21 protein-coding genes are annotated in these 16,304 nt (G+C 38.4%); 12 read left to right on the top strand and 9 right to left on the bottom strand.

Annotated features, from left to right (window positions below; all coding sequences use genetic code 11):
* The first annotated feature begins 67 nt into the window (after positions 1-67).
* The 7 genes from H0S70_RS10255 (at position 68) to H0S70_RS10225 (ending at position 5,893) form a co-directional block, all read left to right on the top strand.
* On the top strand, positions 68-322 hold the full coding sequence (locus H0S70_RS10255; protein ID WP_123903801.1) for a hypothetical protein: 255 nt from the start codon (positions 68-70) through the stop codon (positions 320-322).
* Positions 319-591, top strand: coding sequence for a type II toxin-antitoxin system RelE/ParE family toxin (locus H0S70_RS10250; RefSeq protein WP_188320732.1), 273 nt, complete (start codon positions 319-321; stop codon positions 589-591). Before H0S70_RS10255 ends, H0S70_RS10250 begins: the two co-directional genes overlap by 4 nt.
* A gap of 51 nt (positions 592-642) precedes the next feature.
* The gene (locus tag H0S70_RS10245; RefSeq protein ID WP_188320731.1) at positions 643-1,590 is read left to right on the top strand and encodes an isopenicillin N synthase family dioxygenase; all 948 of its coding nucleotides are present in this window, start codon (positions 643-645) and stop codon (positions 1,588-1,590) included.
* Positions 1,591-1,679: 89 nt separating this feature from the next.
* Positions 1,680-2,639: a YpdA family putative bacillithiol disulfide reductase gene (locus H0S70_RS10240; protein WP_188320730.1), complete on the top strand. Its 960-nt coding sequence runs from the start codon at positions 1,680-1,682 to the stop codon at positions 2,637-2,639.
* Between the two features lie 178 nt (positions 2,640-2,817).
* Positions 2,818-4,941, top strand: a complete 2,124-nt coding sequence (locus H0S70_RS10235) for an elongation factor G (protein ID WP_188320729.1) — start codon at positions 2,818-2,820, stop codon at positions 4,939-4,941.
* A gap of 116 nt (positions 4,942-5,057) precedes the next feature.
* On the top strand, positions 5,058-5,321 hold the full coding sequence (locus H0S70_RS10230) for a hypothetical protein (protein WP_188320728.1): 264 nt from the start codon (positions 5,058-5,060) through the stop codon (positions 5,319-5,321).
* Between the two features lie 128 nt (positions 5,322-5,449).
* Positions 5,450-5,893 carry a hypothetical protein gene (locus H0S70_RS10225; protein ID WP_228453714.1) on the top strand — a complete coding sequence of 148 codons (444 nt, stop codon included), beginning with the start codon at positions 5,450-5,452 and terminating at the stop codon, positions 5,891-5,893.
* 343 nt (positions 5,894-6,236) lie between these two features.
* Here H0S70_RS10225 and H0S70_RS10220 read toward each other — a convergent pair whose 3' ends face one another.
* The 5 genes from H0S70_RS10220 to miaE form a co-directional block, all read right to left on the bottom strand.
* Positions 6,237-6,536 carry a type II toxin-antitoxin system RelE/ParE family toxin gene (locus H0S70_RS10220; RefSeq protein WP_123249054.1) on the bottom strand — a complete coding sequence of 100 codons (300 nt, stop codon included), beginning with the start codon at positions 6,534-6,536 and terminating at the stop codon, positions 6,237-6,239.
* A complete protein-coding gene (locus tag H0S70_RS10215; RefSeq protein ID WP_188320727.1) occupies positions 6,529-6,780 on the bottom strand; it encodes a type II toxin-antitoxin system ParD family antitoxin in 252 nt (83 codons plus the stop codon). Before H0S70_RS10215 ends, H0S70_RS10220 begins: the two co-directional genes overlap by 8 nt.
* Positions 6,781-6,885: 105 nt before the next feature.
* Positions 6,886-8,262 carry a tryptophanase gene (locus H0S70_RS10210; protein ID WP_188320726.1) on the bottom strand — a complete coding sequence of 459 codons (1,377 nt, stop codon included), beginning with the start codon at positions 8,260-8,262 and terminating at the stop codon, positions 6,886-6,888.
* Positions 8,263-8,363: 101 nt separating this feature from the next.
* Positions 8,364-8,984 carry a DUF502 domain-containing protein gene (locus H0S70_RS10205; RefSeq protein WP_123249056.1) on the bottom strand — a complete coding sequence of 207 codons (621 nt, stop codon included), beginning with the start codon at positions 8,982-8,984 and terminating at the stop codon, positions 8,364-8,366.
* Positions 8,985-9,045: 61 nt separating this feature from the next.
* Complete coding sequence (miaE, locus tag H0S70_RS10200; RefSeq protein WP_188320725.1) at positions 9,046-9,627, bottom strand: tRNA-(ms[2]io[6]A)-hydroxylase; 582 nt, start codon at positions 9,625-9,627, stop codon at positions 9,046-9,048.
* A 157-nt stretch (positions 9,628-9,784) separates the two neighbouring features.
* Here miaE and H0S70_RS10195 point away from each other — a divergent pair, with 157 nt between their 5' ends.
* Positions 9,785-10,027 carry a hypothetical protein gene (locus H0S70_RS10195; RefSeq protein ID WP_188320724.1) on the top strand — a complete coding sequence of 81 codons (243 nt, stop codon included), beginning with the start codon at positions 9,785-9,787 and terminating at the stop codon, positions 10,025-10,027.
* A 33-nt stretch (positions 10,028-10,060) separates the two neighbouring features.
* Here H0S70_RS10195 and H0S70_RS10190 read toward each other — a convergent pair whose 3' ends face one another.
* The gene (locus tag H0S70_RS10190) at positions 10,061-11,155 is read right to left on the bottom strand and encodes an acyltransferase family protein (protein WP_188320723.1); all 1,095 of its coding nucleotides are present in this window, start codon (positions 11,153-11,155) and stop codon (positions 10,061-10,063) included.
* Positions 11,156-11,355: 200 nt separating this feature from the next.
* Here H0S70_RS10190 and rplU point away from each other — a divergent pair, with 200 nt between their 5' ends.
* The 3 genes from rplU (at position 11,356) to H0S70_RS10175 (ending at position 12,909) form a co-directional block, all read left to right on the top strand.
* Positions 11,356-11,961, top strand: a complete 606-nt coding sequence (gene rplU / locus H0S70_RS10185; RefSeq protein ID WP_188320722.1) for a 50S ribosomal protein L21 — start codon at positions 11,356-11,358, stop codon at positions 11,959-11,961.
* 12 nt (positions 11,962-11,973) lie between these two features.
* Positions 11,974-12,231, top strand: a complete 258-nt coding sequence (gene rpmA, locus H0S70_RS10180; RefSeq protein WP_027376950.1) for a 50S ribosomal protein L27 — start codon at positions 11,974-11,976, stop codon at positions 12,229-12,231.
* A gap of 153 nt (positions 12,232-12,384) precedes the next feature.
* Positions 12,385-12,909: a UDP-2,3-diacylglucosamine diphosphatase gene (locus H0S70_RS10175; protein WP_188320721.1), complete on the top strand. Its 525-nt coding sequence runs from the start codon at positions 12,385-12,387 to the stop codon at positions 12,907-12,909.
* Here H0S70_RS10175 and H0S70_RS10170 read toward each other — a convergent pair.
* Positions 12,898-14,211, bottom strand: coding sequence for an IS1380 family transposase (locus tag H0S70_RS10170; protein ID WP_188320720.1), 1,314 nt, complete (start codon positions 14,209-14,211; stop codon positions 12,898-12,900). The two genes, H0S70_RS10175 and H0S70_RS10170, sit on opposite strands and share 12 nt — an antisense overlap.
* An 89-nt stretch (positions 14,212-14,300) precedes the next feature.
* Here H0S70_RS10170 and H0S70_RS10165 point away from each other — a divergent pair, with 89 nt between their 5' ends.
* Positions 14,301-14,633, top strand: a complete 333-nt coding sequence (locus H0S70_RS10165) for a UDP-2,3-diacylglucosamine diphosphatase (protein WP_188320719.1) — start codon at positions 14,301-14,303, stop codon at positions 14,631-14,633.
* 1 nt (position 14,634) lies between these two features.
* On the opposite strand, the gene thiL is transcribed toward H0S70_RS10165, so the two are convergent.
* Entirely contained in the window at positions 14,635-15,687 is a 1,053-nt protein-coding gene (gene thiL, locus H0S70_RS10160; protein ID WP_188320718.1) for a thiamine-phosphate kinase, read from the bottom strand.
* Between the two features lie 41 nt (positions 15,688-15,728).
* Positions 15,729-16,256 (bottom strand): acyl-CoA thioesterase, encoded by a 528-nt coding sequence (locus tag H0S70_RS10155; RefSeq protein WP_188320717.1) that lies wholly within the window; start codon positions 16,254-16,256, stop codon positions 15,729-15,731.
* Positions 16,257-16,304 lie beyond the last annotated feature (48 nt).

Here is a 16,304-nt window from a genome sequence, read left to right as displayed (position 1 = left end):
TTAAATTTCTTTTAACTAAATTTTTAATAAGGATTTTATACGTATATTTAGCGTAAAATTAACAGAAATGATACGCGAAAAAATAAGAAAAGAAGTTTCTTTGGACAAAACAATTGTTGAACGATTGAAAATTCAGGCATTAGAAGATGGTCGAAGTCTGAAAAATTACCTTGAAAAAATCCTTGCCGATAAAGCCAACGAAGATTTCGAAATTACCGAAGTCTACAAGAAAATGATGGACGAAATGCTGGAAAAAAGGGAGAAAGGGGAGTTGAAGTTTATTAGCGAGGAGGAATTTAGAGCAAGTATTAAAAGAAAATGAGAATTATTCATTATCATGAAAACTCATTAAGCGACTTCCAAAGTGGGCTAGATTATTATGATGGAATTTCACCTTCGATTGGTGATCGTTTTGAGAAAGATTTTTGGGAAACCATTGAGAAGATTAAAATAAATCCTTTTCATTTTCAGGTCAAATATTTCGAGGTTAGAGTGGCTTTTCTGCAGCATTTCCCTTTTTCAATACATTTTTTAGCTAATGAAAAGGAAATTGAGGTGTTGACTGTTTTACATAACAGTAGGAATTATTAATTGAATAAAATCACTTAATTTTGCAATGAAACATTTTTTAATCAATTCAATATGAAACAGATCCCAAGTGTGGATTTGCGTGATTTCCTTTCGGGTAACCCGGAACGCAAACAAAAATTTGTAAATGAAATCGGAAAAGCATACGAAGAAATCGGTTTTGTGGCTTTGAAAGGTCACTTTCTCGATGAAAAACTGGTGGATGATTTGTACCAAGAGGTAAAGCAATTCTTTGAATTGCCTGTGGAAACAAAACAAAAGTACGAAATCCCCGGTATCGGCGGCCAGCGAGGTTACGTAGGTTTTGGGAAGGAGACAGCCAAAGGTTTTAAAAAAGGGGATTTGAAAGAATTCTGGCATTTCGGACAGTATCTTGAAGACGGCTCTAAATATTCCTCCGTTTATCCGGATAACGTGGAAGTATCTGAAGTTCCTAAATTTAATGAAGTTGGTAAAGAAGCATACAAAATGCTCGAGAAAACCGGCGTTTATGTCTTGAGAGCATTGGCGCTGCACCTTGGTTTAGATGAGTTTTATTTCGACAAATTCGTTAGCGAAGGCAATTCTATTTTAAGACCAATCCATTATCCACCGATTACGGAAGAGCCGGATAACGCTGTACGTGCTGCTGCACACGGAGATATCAATTTGATTACTCTTTTGATGGGAGCTCAAGGCAAAGGTCTTCAGGTGATGAATCATGACGGGGAATGGGTCGATGCCATCGCTGAGCCCGATGAGTTGATGATCAATGTTGGCGATATGCTTTCAAGACACACAAACAACAAACTGAAATCTACAATCCACCAGGTGGTAAATCCGCCAAGAGAATTGTGGGGAACGTCAAGATACTCGATTCCTTTCTTTATGCATCCAGTGAGCGAAATGCCACTGAACGCTTTGGAAGGAACTTTTGACGAAAATAATCCTAAATTATATCCAGATACCACAGCGGGCGAATTCCTGCACGAAAGATTGGTAGAATTAGGATTGATTAAATAAATATTTTTAAAAATATTGAATAGTAGCGGGCAGATTTTTCTGTCCGTTTTCTTTTCCTTCACAAATAATGGTTTTCGTAATTTTGCCGGATGGAAATTTTAGATGTATTAATTATTGGCGCAGGTCCCATCGGGTTGAACTGTGCTATGGAGGCGGAAAAGAATGGTTTAAGCTATGTGATTATAGAAAAAGGAACCATCGTCAATTCCCTCTACAATTATCCGTTGTACATGCGCTTTTTTTCTACGGCCGATAAACTGGAAATTGCTGAAATTCCTTTTATCACTACGTCGCCAAAACCGGGTAGACAAGATGCTCTGGAATATTACCAAGGGATTGCCCGACAAAAAGCACTGAAAATTAAGCTTTACGAAAAGGTAATAAACATTACGAAAAACGAACTCTTCGAGATTCAGACTTCTAAAGCAAAATATCTGGCAAAAAATGTCATCATTGCAACAGGGTTTTATGATATTCCAAAACTGTTGAATGTTCCCGGTGAACATTTACCTAAAGTAAAACATTATTATACAGAACCTTACCCTTATGCCAACCAGAAAATTGTCGTGATCGGTGCAAGCAACTCGGCGGTAGATGCAGCTTTGGAAACCTACAGAAAAGGTGCGGATGTTACGATGATCATCAAAGGTTCAGAGATTTCCAATTCTGTGAAATATTGGGTAAAACCTGATATTGAAAACCGAATTGCTGAAGGAAGTATTAAAGCTTATTTTAATGCCGAAATGCAGGAAATTAAAGATTCAGCTGTCATTTTTAAAGATGATAGAGGAAGCATCCACGAGATTGAAAATGATTTTGTTCTTGCAATGACAGGCTATCTTCCGGATTTTGATTTCCTAAAAAACTCGGGAATTCATTTAAAAAATGAAAACCTGGTCCCAATGTACAATCCGGAAACCATGGAAACAAACATCGAAAACCTTTACTTGGCCGGCGTTGTTTGTGGTGGTAAAGACACGCATCTCTGGTTCATCGAGAATTCCAGGATCCACGCAAACTTGATTGTGAAACATATTTTAGGTCAGTAACCTTTTACTTAAATGATTCGCGCGGATTATTCTATTCTTATTTAATGCCAAATATCATCTATAAATTTCGCTAAAAATTCAAACCCAATTCAAATCTTTCGTAACTTTAACTACCTAAAAATCAAATGCAGGTCATTTCCTTTTTAGCATTCCCATAAAATAATTAAAACGATATATTATGAGTGCTAATACCCAAGAGTTACGAAATGTGGTTTTGCTCGGTCATTCCGATAGTGGTAAAACCACCCTCATTGAAACCATGCTTTACGAAGGAGGAGCGATCAAGCGCCGCGGATCTGTCGAAGGACAGAATACCGTGAGCGATCACACCGATTTGGAACACGAAAAAGGAAAAACCATCTTCTCCCACCAGATGTTCGTGAAATGGAAAAACAACAAAATTAACATTATCGATACTCCAGGATTTGATGATTTCGTAGGCGAAGTTGTTTCTTCGTTAAAGGTAGCTGATACCGCAGTTATCGTCCTTAATGCTGCCAATGGTGTGGAAGTAGGTACGGAATTGGTTTGGGAATATGTTGAAAAATATCAAACCCCGGCGATTTTCGTGATCAATCAAATGGATCATCCGAAAGCGGATTTTGAAAAAACTTTGGAACAGGCCAAAGAGCGATTCGGCTCGAAACTCGTCCCTGTGCAATATCCTTATAATTCCGGTGCGGATTTTAATGCAATCATCGATGCTTTACGAATGGTGATGTACGAATTCCCTGCGAACGGAGGAAAACCAAAGAAAAAGCCAATTCCTGAAAGCGAAATGGCAAGAGCCAATGAAATGCACAATGCCCTGGTTGAAATCGCAGCCGAAAATGAAGAAGGTTTAATGGAAAAATACTTCGAAGAAGGCAATCTTTCTGAAGAAGAACTTGCAAAAGGAATTACCATTGCGCTTGCAAAGCAGCAGTTTTTCCCGGTATTTGTCACCAGCGGATTAAAAGACATGGGGAGCGGACGTTTGATGGGATTTATCGATGACATCGCGCCTTCACCAGCCGAAAGACCAGCAAGAAAACTGGAAAACGGAGAAGAAATTTCTTATGATCCGAACGATAAAACCACGATTTTTATCTATAAAACACTTTCTGAACCGCAAGTTGGAATGGTTTCCTACTTTAAAGTTTTGAGCGGAAAAATCCAGCCCGGTGATGAACTCGTAAATGCCAATAACGGCGAGACTGAAAGAATTTCCCAACTTTTCGTGGCGGAAGGAAAAGAAAGAATTACAGTCAATGAACTGGTTGCAGGAGATTTAGGTGTTACCGTGAAACTGAAATACGGACATTCCAACAATACTTTAAATTCAAAAGGTTTAGACCGAAAAGTAAGACCGATGGAATTCCCTGAAAGCCGCATCAGAAAAGCAGTTTCTACAGATTCCACCGCGGATATGGAAAAACTCGTGACCGCTTTGCATAAAATTGAGGAAGAAGATCCTACGCTGAAAGTGGAGCAGTCGGCAGAGCTGAAACAGACGATTCTACACGGCCAAGGTCAGCTGCATCTTGATTTGGTGAAACAGAGATTACTGAAAGAATTCGGTGTCAACATGAATTTCGAAAATCCAAAAATCCCTTACCGCGAAACCATTACCGGAAAAGCGGATGCCGATTACCGTCACAAAAAACAATCCGGAGGTTCCGGCCAATTTGGGGAAATCCACATGCGGGTAGAGAATTATTACGACGATATGCCGGAACCTACAGGATTCAACATCCGTCAGAAAGAGATTGAAGATTTGCCATGGGGCGGAAAATTTGCTTTTTACTGGTGCATCGTGGGCGGAGCGATCGATAATCGCTACATCGGAGCTATTAAAAAGGGAATTATGCAGCAGATGAAAGAAGGTCCGCTAACCGGTTCGCATTGCCAAAATGTAAGAGTTACTGTTTATGATGGCAAAATGCACAGCGTGGATTCCAATGATATTTCTTTCCAGTTGGCGGCTTCGGGCGCGTTCAGAGATGGTTTTCATAATGCGAAACCTCAGTTGCTGGAACCTATTTATTCCGTAGAAATACTTTGTCCGGACGAAGATACCGGTGATGTAATGGGCGATTTACAAACCCGCCGCGCGATGATTTCAGGCATGGATTCTGAAGGACATTACCAGAAAATTCTGGCTGAGGTTCCTTTGGCAGAAATGCATGATTATGGTTCCACGCTGCGCTCGATTACAGGTGGTCGCGCAAAATTCAACATGAAGTTTTCTGCCTACCAATTGGTTCCGCCGAATGTTCAGCAGGAACTCGTGAAATCACATGCTGTCCTGCAGGAAATTTGATTAATGAGCGTTGTTAGCGCTCAAAGCGCTAACAACGCTTCTAAAAACCTCAACTTATGTTGAGGTTTTCTTTTTTAACGATGATCCTACATGAGCATCAAAATTTAAAATCTACCATGAAAAAAGTTCTTTTGCTGTTGTCTATTTTTGCATTCAGTTTTTTCTTTTCTCAAATTACCAAGACTTATGATATAAACAGTATCGCGAGGAAAGCAGAGGTCTTTGAACCTCAGTTGAAATCTGAAAAAACCGCCGTAAAAATCATCAACACGGGAACCAATCATACCGAACTCGTGGTAGAAGAGCGCGATGCCGGCCACGAATTCCCACATGAATCTATCCCAGAAATGGTAGAATTTTTTAGGAGGCATCACAGGTAAATATTTAAATAAGGTGTTTTAACTGTAACTTATTTGGTTGATTTATAGTATTTTCGAAATATTAAACATAAAAACACAATGTTATGCCAATTAACAACCTGAACAATGCGCACCTTACAGAAGCGTAGATGAACGACATCAAATCCGCGCTTACCACGCTCGAAAACGCCCTTGCGCCACTTACCGTAACGCTTACCCCAGAAGAGCGCAAAAACTACGGCAGTGTGAACGAGCAAAACAAACTGCTCATCAATAAAGTGTGGGATTATCGCCAAAACAGTCCCCACCTTTCGCAACCCGATCTCGACTGGGCCGAATTTGAAAACGACCTGAAAAGCCGGCAGTTTATCGAAAATATTACGCATCGCGTAGCCGCGATAGTTGAAAGGCTGAAGAACTCGAAAATTCTACACGATTACGACAACTACCAGGCGGCGCTTGACGATTATGCCTACACCAATTACAAGGCGGGCTCCAGTGCCCCGGGCTACGAAACCAAGATGAACGAGCTGAAGCAGTTTTTTCCGCGAAGCGGCAAACGTTCCGCGCCTGCTCCTGAAGGAGAAGAGTAACTGATTTTTACTTAATCAAAGACAGCCTGTGGTTTCCGCAGGCTGTTTTCTTTTATTTTAATGAACCGTTTCGGTTGTTTTGAGAACCGTTTCGGTCAAAAGGTTAAAATTTTAGGTTCCGGGGCTAAACGATTAGGTTCCGTACCTAAAGTTTTTAGTTGGTGAGCTAAAGATTTGGCTGGAAGACCTAATGGTTTGGGTGAAAGACCTAATGATTTGGTAAAATGAGCTAATGGATTGTGTTGGACGGAGAAGTTTAGGAGTTAGGATCGGAAGAGTGGGGGATTTTGGGAAGCGGGTGGAAATTAAAATCCGCTCAGCAATGCCGAACGGATTTTGTTTATTAATCCTTTAATCTACTTTTCAAATCCATTTCAGCGCCAAGAATTCTTTCCACTTCAATTGCCGTAGGATTCAGAATTCTGTAGAATATGATATGTTTATTCGCCAGGAAACCAAAAAACTCAGGATTTATTTCGGTGTAGTTTTTTCCGATATTAGGATTTTCAGCAATGAGCTGGCAAAAGTCAATTAACTCTTCGTAGTATTTATCTGCCTGTTTTTCTGACCAAAATTCAAAAGTATATTCATAAATTTTAGTGAGGTCCTCAACTGCTTTATTGGTGAAGTAATATTCAGCCATTACTTTTCAATCTGGTTTTCAAACTTTCAAGGTGTTTTTTCGGATTAAAATCTTCGGCAATTCCGCTGTCTATTCCTTCCTGAATTGCGTTTTTCAGGATTTGAATTTTGTTTTCTTCCTCTTCCAAAAGTCTTAATGCGGCGCGAATAACTTCACTTGCGTTCTTGTACCTACCTTGAGTCACTTTTGCATCAACAAAATCCTCAAAATAATCTCCTAAGGAAACAGATGTATTTCGTCCCATTGTTATTTGATTTAAATTTAACAAATCAAAGTTACCAAAATTTGGTAATATTACGAACGCGAATAAAATAAATCCGCTCAGCAATGCTGAACGGATTTTGTTATTTTAAGCTTCTTCTAGCTTCACGGTGAAGTGTCTCAGGATTTCGGATTCCCACGTGATGTTGTATCCTTTTTCTATTTCGTCGCGTCGGTCGTAAACGTTTTTAATGGCGGCAGCGATGTAATCCATGTGATTATTGGTGTACGTTCTGCGCGGAATTGCAAGCCTTACGAGTTCGAGTTTTGGGTAACGGTTTTCACGAGTTTCGGGGTCGCGGTCTGCAAGTAAAGTTCCGATTTCTACGGTGCGGATGCCGGCTTCTTTGTAAATTTCGTTGGCCAAAGTCTGCGCTGGATATTCTTCACGCGGAATATTCGGTAAAAATTTTAATGAATCAATAAACACCGCATGTCCACCAATAGGCTTCTGAATTGGGATTCCGAATTCTATTAGTTTATTTCCAAGATATTCAACCTGTGAAATTCGACTTTCCAAATATTCAAATTCTGTAGCTTCGTTCAAACCAACCGCCAGCGCGGCCATATCTCGTCCTGCCATTCCACCATAAGTAATGAAACCTTCGTAAATAATGGTCATGTTGGAAGCGGCTTGGAAAATAACTTCATCATTCAACGCGATAAATCCACCGATGTTGACCAGGCCGTCTTTTTTGGAACTCATCGTCATCCCAACTCCGTAGGAAAAAACTTCTTTGCAAATTTCTTTGATGGTGCGGTGTTCCTGACCTGGTTCTCTTTTCTTGATGAAGTAAGCATTCTCTGCAAAGCGGGCAGAATCAAAATAAATCGGGATTCCATATCGGTCTGAAAGTTCTTTCACCGCTTTCATGTTTTCCAATGAAACCGGTTGTCCGCCGGAGGAATTACACGTAATTGTAATTAAACAAAAAGGAATTTTTTCTTTAGGATAGGTTTTATAAACATCTTCCAGTTTTTCTAAATCGATGTTTCCTTTGAAGGGGTGAAGGTTCTCAATATCGAAGGCTTCATCGATGGTACAGTCGATCGCATGGGCTTTCCGGATTTCGATATGTCCTTTCGTGGTATCGAAGTGGGAGTTACCGGGAATCACATCGCCTTCTTTTACTAAAACCGAAAATAGTACATTTTCAGCGGCTCTTCCTTGATGCGTTGGTAGAAGATATTGAAAACCGGTGATCTCCTTTACGGTTTGGTGAAGCATTTCGAAACTTCGGGATCCAGCGTAGCTTTCGTCTCCCGTCATCAGAGCAGCCCATTGTTGGTCGCTCATCGCACCAGTCCCGGAATCGGTTAAAAGATCAATATAAACTTGCGAAGATTTTAAATTGAATAAATTATAGTCGGCGTTTTTCAGCCAAAGTTCACGTTCTTCTTTGGTAGATTGGCGAATTTCTTCCACCATTTTAATTCGATAAGGTTCAGCGTAAGGAAGTTTCATATTTTAATGAATGATTAAAAATTAATAATTGGAAATTGAGATTTTTGAACAAAAATTGGGGTAACTGCCACTTCTTTGTTCATTATTAATTGTTAATTATTTCATTCCGGTGCTTTGAAAACATTGTCGTCCGAATGGAAACCGGCAACACCGCCACTTACCGCAAATTTCATGGCTTGGGCAGCACTTACATTATTTAATATTTGAATATTGCTTGCTTCTACAAAAACTACCCAACCGGAAACCGCGTAGGAATGGGGAAGATAAACCGACACATAACCCGGAAATCCCACAGAGGAAAGGTCGCGCTGGGTAAGAAATCCAATTCGCCAAATAGCAGGATTTTCAGTGGTTTTGATGAGAACGGGTTGGTTGAATTTTTTTTTATCGCCCACGAAGGAAGTCATCACATCTTTCAGGGAACTGTAAATGAATTTTATTCCCGGAGTATGTTCTAAGAGATAGTCGAAACTGTCAACAATCACGCGCCCAATGATGAATTTGTTACCCAGATATCCAATGAGCGTAGTTCCTAAAATCACAATAAGGAAAGTGATGCCGGGATACAGTTTTTCCGAAAGAGCGGGGATGATATTATCGATACTCGAAACAATATACCAAATGATCCAGATGGTAAGCGCAAACGGACCGATAATGAGCAAACCCTGGAAAAATGATTTTGCAAGGGTGTTCAGAATCTGTTCAAGGCGGTTACGGTCCATTGGGTTGAATTATTTGTCAGCGGTAAAAATACTAAAATTCTGAGGACGTGGGTTAAAAATACTACCCGTGAATACTTTCTTTTTTACCGTAAGACCGAATGACTTTTGATTCATATTCCAGCCACTCCTCCCAGCGTTGGTTCACTTTTTCAGGATCGCCCAACTGGCGGGCAAATTTGATAAAGGTGGTGTAATGATTTGCTTCAGAAATCATCAGTTCTTTGTAAAAAACCTTCAATTCCTCGTCTTTGATGTTTTCGGTAAGTACTTTGAAACGTTCGCAACTTCGGGCTTCGATCATCGCTGCAAAGAGCATTCGGTCGATAATTCTTTCGTCTCGCGTACCACCGTGTCGGATAAACTTAATGAGTTCGCCCACGTAATCGTCTTTTCTTTCTCTGCCGAATTCGAAACCGCGTTTTTTAATGATTTCGTGAACCATCTGAAAATGCTCCAACTCTTCCTGAGCGATGAGAATCAGTTCGGTTATAATATCGGGATATTCCGGCAACATGGTGATCAGTGTTATCGCATTGGTAGTTGCTTTTTGTTCGCACCAAGCATGATCAGTGAGGATTTCCTCCAAGTTTCCTTCAGCAATATTTGCCCATCTTGGATCGGTAAGAAGTTTCAGCTTAAACATATCGAAAATTTTAAAACAAATTTAAAGATAATTTACTTCACAATAGATTGTGGATTTCTCAATGATATTTCATTTTTTTGGAGAAAATAGAGGTTTAGTTAAATAAAATTGGCATAAATATTGACTAATGAGAAATATAACAATAAAAAAATAAATTATGAACACGCAATTATTATCAGGAAAACTAGAAAAATTTGGATTGTCAATTCTTGCTTTTTTCTTCAGTGTTTTGGCGATGGCTCAGGAAGCAACCAAATCTCCAGATTTGAATGTGGATGTAACTACAACTAAAACCACGACTACTGAACAGTGGTTTAGCAACCCTATCTATTGGGTGTTTGGCGCAGTGGTACTTATTATCATCATCGCACTGATTGCCAGAGGTGGCAAAAACAACTAGTTTTCTTTTTTTATCTAAAAAATGTAAGCCGTTTCAATTCGTTGAAGCGGTTTTTTTTCGGAGAAATTCCAATATTTTCCAGCCGAAAGCGTCTATTTTTTTCAATCCTTCAGCGAGAATTACTGCCAACAAAATATTGATGAGGTAAATGATGATCATTAAAATCCACCATTGCATTTTGTCCTTTAAACCAACTACTATAAAATAAACCAGCGACGAGCTGATTCCCTGTGCAAAGTAAAAAAATATCGCATTTTTTCCGATGTACGTTATGAAACTTTCCTTACTGATTTTCAATCGGTTGTATAAAACAAAAAGTGTAACCAAAGAAAAACTTGACCAGAAAATGTATAGTAGTTTCGGTGGAAATTTCGCTTTATTCATCTTCATGAAAAGTTCTTTTCCTGAATTCCAAAATAGGAAAACGAAAATCAGCGCAAGAATTGCATATAAAATAGGAATCCATTTCGCAGGAATTTTTTTTCCTTTGAAACGATTGGCCAATAAAAATAGTCCTAAATAAAATGCAACATAACCAACTTGTCCTGTTGGATAATATTGTGGTAAAAGATTGAAAATCAAAGTTAAACCAAAACACAAACCGATAAACCAATTGAGGTGCTTTGGGAAGAATCTAAGAATCAGCACTCCGAAAACGGTAAGGATAAAATAGACTTTCAAATACCAGAAACTTCCCATCACGACTGGGAAAGTGTCCGCATTGGTGTATTGATGGAGATACCAATTTCCGAGATTTTGCCATTGCGGAACATCGGAAATATTTTGTGGAACGTACTTGGTTCCGAACGTAGCGTAGAATTCCTTCATCCATTCTAACCCAAAAATATTAAGCCCGAAAACTTTAAAAAAATAGTCGAGGAAGAAGAGGAAAGTCACAAAAATCATGTAAGTAATCTGCAACTTCAGCAAACGATAAAGGGTTTTCTCTACATTTCCGCCCGAGGTTAATCCGCTTAATGCGTAAAATAAAGGCACATCAATCAATAGAGACAGAACCCGCATTTCGGTAGGAACATAAAACTGTCCGGACCAGAAAACGGTATGGATGAAAATAATGGCTAATGTGGCAAAACCTTTGGCAAAATCAATGTATAAATCTCTTTTCATAATGGTAATAAAATCAAATTTAATTAAAAATCTTATCTAAAAATGTTTTTCATTAAGAATAAAAGAAGTTTTTCGATTACGAATTTCATCCTCAGTAACTTATAGGTAAAAATCTATTAAAAATTTTTATAATGATTGTGGATAACTCGAAAATAATTATTACTTTTGCACCTCGAATTAACTAACAAAATTTATAAACAATGTTTGCAATTGTAGAAATAGCAGGGCTTCAATACAAAGTTGAGCAAGACCAGAAGTTGTTTGTGCACCGTCTGAAAGGAGATAAAGGATCGAAAGTATCTTTCGACAAAGTTCTTCTTACTGTAAACGGTACCACAACAATCGGCGCCCCGGCTGTAAGCGGTATCACTGTTGATGCTGAAATCTTAGACCACGTGAAAGCTGATAAAGTAATCATCTTCAAAAAGAAAAGAAGAAAAGGTTACGAAAAGAAAAATGGTCACAGACAATCTTTAACTCAAATCGTAATCACAGGTATTACAGGATTTGATGGTGCAAAAAAAACAGCTAAAAAAGAAACAGCAGAACCAAAAGCTGCTAAGGCTGCAAAAACCGAAACTAAAGCTGCCGCTAACCGCGATGCTGCTACAGTAAACTTCGGTGAAGACCACGAATTGAACCACCTATTGGAAAAAAACGGTCTTTCTCAATCAATCGATAACAGAAAAGTATTGGTAGAATTGGGTAAAGAGTTGAAAGAAAAATTAGGTAAAAGAGTTCTAGGTTCTGAAGAATTTGATGCTTTCATCAAAGAAAATTTAGAAAAATTAACTCCAAAAAAATAATACTGAAATAAAATGGCACACAAAAAAGGAGTTGGTAGCTCCAAGAACGGTAGAGAATCTCACTCTAAAAGATTGGGTGTAAAGATTTTCGGTGGACAGGAAGCGATTGCTGGCAACATCATCGTGAGACAGAGAGGTACACAACACCACCCAGGTGAAAATGTGGGAATGGGTAAGGACCACACGCTTCACGCATTAGTTGACGGAAAAGTAGTTTTCAGAAAGAAACAAAATAACAGATCTTTCGTATCTATTGAACCTAACGCATAATCATTGCGTACCGATTATTCGGAAATAATACAAATCCCCTTTCGAAAGATTGGGGATTTTTTATGATTTGAAGTTCGCAGCTTTTTGGGCAGCAAAATTAATTTTAAATTCATCCATATTTCATATTCAAATCTTACTTTTGGAAAAACAGACATGGCAAAGAGAGAAGTTGAAATCGTAGTTCTTTCCGACATTCATTTGGCTACATACGGTTGCCACGCTACAGAATTGGTCGCTTACCTGAAAAGCATTAACCCAAAATTATTGATTTTAAATGGCGACATCATTGACGGATGGGCTTTTTCTAAGAAATATTTCCCCAATTCGCATATGGCGGTTCTGAGTGAGTTTTTTAAGATGATGAAAAGCGGAACCCAAATCATCTACATCACCGGAAACCATGATGAATTCTTACGAAAATACAGTGATTTGAAAATGGGAAACCTCTTTCTCACCGACAAGTATTTGCTGGAAATCAACGGTAAAAAACATTGGTTTTTTCATGGTGATATTTTTGATCATACAACCAAAGGAGGCGCAAAAATCATTGCGAAAATCGGCGGAATTGGCTACGATTGGTTGATTTTACTCAACAGAGCCATTAATTTTATCCTCGAAAGTTTCGGAAGAAAAAAAGTTTCGCTTTCTAAAAGAATTAAACCCAAATCACGCAGTTGAAATTTTTTGAGATAAGTCTATGGGGTAATCCCAAATTCCGACGAACCATTTTCTGCGTTTTTTGGTGAGTGCAATCTTCAGTTTGAGTGTGTCACCTACTTTTTCAAAATAAGCTCCAATAGCAAAGGTTCTATATCGTAGTGTAGATAATGTTTTCTGCGTTTTTTCCTGAAGAACAAACAGTCTGAAAATTGACATCAGATTATAAGCAATCATCGAAAATATAAGTGCAGCTTCTGTAGGGAAAAAGCCTTTAAGGTTAAAACTTTCGGCTCCAAAATCTGCCTTTAATTCCTTGATTCGATTCTCTGCATCGCCTCTGTTTCGGTACGTTCTCCAAACATCTGTTGCCGATTGTTCTTGGTTGGTAATATAGGCTGAATAGCGATAATTTCTATGGATTTCATCTTCCGGAAACAGGCTTAATATTCGGCCTGCCGCATTCGGCCGTTGTGCTATTTTTTGCCTTACAATGACTATCCTTCTTGGCTTTTCCCAGTTTTTTGCTTGATAATATTTGTCGCAAATTTCGATGCCCTCATCAACTTTTATCCAAAAATCTTGCTGGTCTATCAAGTGTTGAATGGGGTGAGTAAATTTTGCAGCGATGATGTATTGGAGTTTTTTTAATTCAAGATAATCCATAATGTCTTTCTGGAAAAAACCACTATCCAAACGAACTAATCCTACTTTTTTATCCCCAAAATTTAAGAGTGTTTCTTCTAAAAATCCTACAAAATTATTTGCCGAAGAAGCATCACCGCTCCTGAGCCAAAAATTAGCAACCATCTTTACATCGTTCACAAATGCAATGATAGGATGATGGCTGTTTCTTCCTTTTTTCTTAGGATTGTAGCCTTTTTTTGCTCCTTCTTGCTCTCCGTATCGAGTAATTACAGATGAATCAATGTCTAACGTAAAATAATTGAGGTTCAAATTCTGAAAAAACCAACTGAAAAAATGATGCCCAACTTGCTGGTTGATGTGTTGTGTAAACTTGCCAAAATAGCGTTTATATGCGTCCTGAGCAGGGGTCTTTCGCCAGTCAAATATTTCCCCAAGAGCCTTATCTGCACGGGTAATTTCTGTGTGCAAAAAACGATTGGCGCCACACCAAATACTCGTAATAAAAGATTCAAGCAAAACTTCTTTTTTATAAGAATTATTGGAAAGTGACACAGGTAAAGATTCGCATTTTTCAATTTGCTCTCTAAAGCCGATTTTGTCCAACATTTGCTTTAAAAACACCATGCCTCCCCAAGGCGTAATCTCTTTATTGGTAAAGGATAGCTCGAATTTCATCGCTTATTTTTTTCTACTGCTACGCAGTTGGATATTAGAATACTAAAATACTCTTTTTTTTCTATTGCGGAATTTGGGTTAAAAATTCAGTGAAAAATGCAGTAAAGTTCATTGGCGATTTCGAAGAAAAAGCAATCGAAATTGCCATCGAAAACCATTATGATTACGTGATTTGCGGCCATATCCATCAACCAGCAGACCGGAAAGTAACCCAGGAAAATGGATCGGTTCACTACCTGAATTCCGGTGATTGGATCGAAAATTTATCGTACCTGGAATACAACAATGGTGAATGGAAACTTCTGTTTTTTGATGAAAATAAATTTGAAAAACCTGAAATTGAAGACAACGATATTTCCGTAAACGTCGAGGAATTGGTACATCCCAATGTTTTCGCAGCGTTTGTAGGAAATAAATTTTAATTTATTTTTTCAAAAAAGCATCCCAACCTTGCGCGTTCAGTGCGATAAGCTCATTACTTCCTCTTGCTACCAAATAATTCCCGTGTTCTAATTCCACAGCATGACCGATAATGCTGAAATCCGGATGATTTCTGATTTTCTCGAAATCTTCAGGAGCGATTGTGAAGAGCAATTCAAAATCTTCACCTCCATTCATCGCACACATCGCAGGGTTCAAATTCAGTTCATCAGCCGTAGAAATAGTTAAAGAATCCATCGGAATTTTCTCTTCATATAATCTGAATCCTACTTTGCTTTGATCTGATAAGTGAAGAATTTCAGAAGATAATCCGTCCGAAATATCAATCATAGACGTTGGTTTTACACCGAGCTCATTTAAAGTCTTTTTGATGTCGGTTCTGGCTTCTGGTTTCAATTGTCTTTCGAGAATATAATCATAACCTTCCATTTCAGGTTGCATATCTGGATTCGCGAGGTAAACGGCATGTTCTCTTTCCAAAATTTGCAAACCAAGATACGCACCTCCTAAATCACCAGTTACCACCAATAAATCATTGGGTTTTGCGCCACTTCTTTTCACGATATTTTCAGAATCTTCCATCCCAATTGCGGTGATGCTCATCACCAAACCAGAATTAGAACTCGTCGTGTCACCACCTACTAAATCAACTTTATAATGCTTGCAAGCTAACGCAATTCCGGCATATATTTCTTCCAAAGCTTCCACTGGAAAACGATTAGAAACAGCAAGGGAAACTAAGATTTGTGTTGGAATAGCATTCATTGCTGCGATGTCGCTAATGTTTACCACAACTGCTTTGTAACCAAGATGTTTAAGAGGAACGTAGCCCAAATTAAAGTGAACCCCTTCTGCCAAAATATCCGTCGAAACAACTATTTTTTTGTTCTCAGGATTGATTACCGCAGCGTCATCACCAATAGAAATTTCTGTGGAAGTATTCTTGAAACTAAAATTTTCGGTTAAATGTTTTATGAGTCCAAATTCACCATAAGTTGAAATGGGCGTAAGTTGCGGATTTTTATCTTCGAGCATTTTTTAAAGGTTTTGTGAGTTAAGAAATTAGAAAAATATAACTAATCTTCTTTTTGTTTTCTCCAAGTAAAAGTGTCTCTTTTATGAAAAGCTTCTACATTTTCTGGGCGGAAAGGAAGATCTTTAAGATCTTGTTTGGTTAATATTTTCGTGTTCTCAGAGCTGAATTCCTTCATTACTTCCAAAATATCATCGGGCGGAGTGGTTGTTTTTCGCAACATCATATCGATCCAAACACCGGTTGCTTCTGAAGTTGCACAGTGAGTTCCGTCGGGTAAATAGAATTTATGTAAAAACCGATAAATACTGGCATCTTCCGACATTCCAGCGATTTCTGCACTTACATAAACCGTTTGATCAGCATATATTTCTTTGAAAAAGGAATATCTTTCATGTAAAATTACAGGGCCGATTCCCCATCTGCTCAGTTCTTTAAGTCCCATTTTATGAGTGTTCATAAAAGCCATTCTGGTTTGCGCACAATATTGCACATAAGAGGAATTTGCAAGATGTTTATTGGCGTCGATATCGCTCCATCTTACTTCAAATTTATAATGGTATAAAGACATTTGGTGTTATTTTTAGTTTACAAAACTACGCATTAATCATGGGGTAGA

Source organism: Chryseobacterium manosquense, assembly GCF_014623485.1.
GTDB lineage: Bacteria > Bacteroidota > Bacteroidia > Flavobacteriales > Weeksellaceae > Kaistella > Kaistella haifensis.
Note: the sequence above shows the minus strand (reverse complement) of the source record. Positions and strands in the feature narration are given on the sequence as shown.

Bases quoted from the DNA above. Each gene is read 5' to 3' on its own strand.
- H0S70_RS10245 (WP_188320731.1), top strand. From the start codon at position 643: ATGAAACAGATCCCAAGTGTGGATTTGCGTGATTTCCTTTCGGGTAAC.
- thiL (WP_188320718.1), bottom strand. From the start codon at position 15,687: ATGCTCGAAGATAAAAATCCGCAACTTACGCCCATTTCAACTTATGGT.
- H0S70_RS10225 (WP_228453714.1), top strand. From the start codon at position 5,450: ATGAACGACATCAAATCCGCGCTTACCACGCTCGAAAACGCCCTTGCG.
- rplU (WP_188320722.1), top strand. From the start codon at position 11,356: ATGTTTGCAATTGTAGAAATAGCAGGGCTTCAATACAAAGTTGAGCAA.
- miaE (WP_188320725.1), bottom strand. From the start codon at position 9,627: ATGTTTAAGCTGAAACTTCTTACCGATCCAAGATGGGCAAATATTGCT.
- H0S70_RS10210 (WP_188320726.1), bottom strand. From the start codon at position 8,262: ATGAAACTTCCTTACGCTGAACCTTATCGAATTAAAATGGTGGAAGAA.
- H0S70_RS10220 (WP_123249054.1), bottom strand. From the start codon at position 6,536: ATGGCTGAATATTACTTCACCAATAAAGCAGTTGAGGACCTCACTAAA.
- H0S70_RS10230 (WP_188320728.1), top strand. From the start codon at position 5,058: ATGAAAAAAGTTCTTTTGCTGTTGTCTATTTTTGCATTCAGTTTTTTC.
- H0S70_RS10255 (WP_123903801.1), top strand. From the start codon at position 68: ATGATACGCGAAAAAATAAGAAAAGAAGTTTCTTTGGACAAAACAATT.
- H0S70_RS10240 (WP_188320730.1), top strand. From the start codon at position 1,680: ATGGAAATTTTAGATGTATTAATTATTGGCGCAGGTCCCATCGGGTTG.
- H0S70_RS10215 (WP_188320727.1), bottom strand. From the start codon at position 6,780: ATGGGACGAAATACATCTGTTTCCTTAGGAGATTATTTTGAGGATTTT.
- H0S70_RS10195 (WP_188320724.1), top strand. From the start codon at position 9,785: ATGAACACGCAATTATTATCAGGAAAACTAGAAAAATTTGGATTGTCA.
- H0S70_RS10175 (WP_188320721.1), top strand. From the start codon at position 12,385: ATGGCAAAGAGAGAAGTTGAAATCGTAGTTCTTTCCGACATTCATTTG.
- H0S70_RS10190 (WP_188320723.1), bottom strand. From the start codon at position 11,155: ATGAAAAGAGATTTATACATTGATTTTGCCAAAGGTTTTGCCACATTA.
- rpmA (WP_027376950.1), top strand. From the start codon at position 11,974: ATGGCACACAAAAAAGGAGTTGGTAGCTCCAAGAACGGTAGAGAATCT.
- H0S70_RS10235 (WP_188320729.1), top strand. From the start codon at position 2,818: ATGAGTGCTAATACCCAAGAGTTACGAAATGTGGTTTTGCTCGGTCAT.
- H0S70_RS10155 (WP_188320717.1), bottom strand. From the start codon at position 16,256: ATGTCTTTATACCATTATAAATTTGAAGTAAGATGGAGCGATATCGAC.
- H0S70_RS10205 (WP_123249056.1), bottom strand. From the start codon at position 8,984: ATGGACCGTAACCGCCTTGAACAGATTCTGAACACCCTTGCAAAATCA.
- H0S70_RS10250 (WP_188320732.1), top strand. From the start codon at position 319: ATGAGAATTATTCATTATCATGAAAACTCATTAAGCGACTTCCAAAGT.
- H0S70_RS10170 (WP_188320720.1), bottom strand. From the start codon at position 14,211: ATGAAATTCGAGCTATCCTTTACCAATAAAGAGATTACGCCTTGGGGA.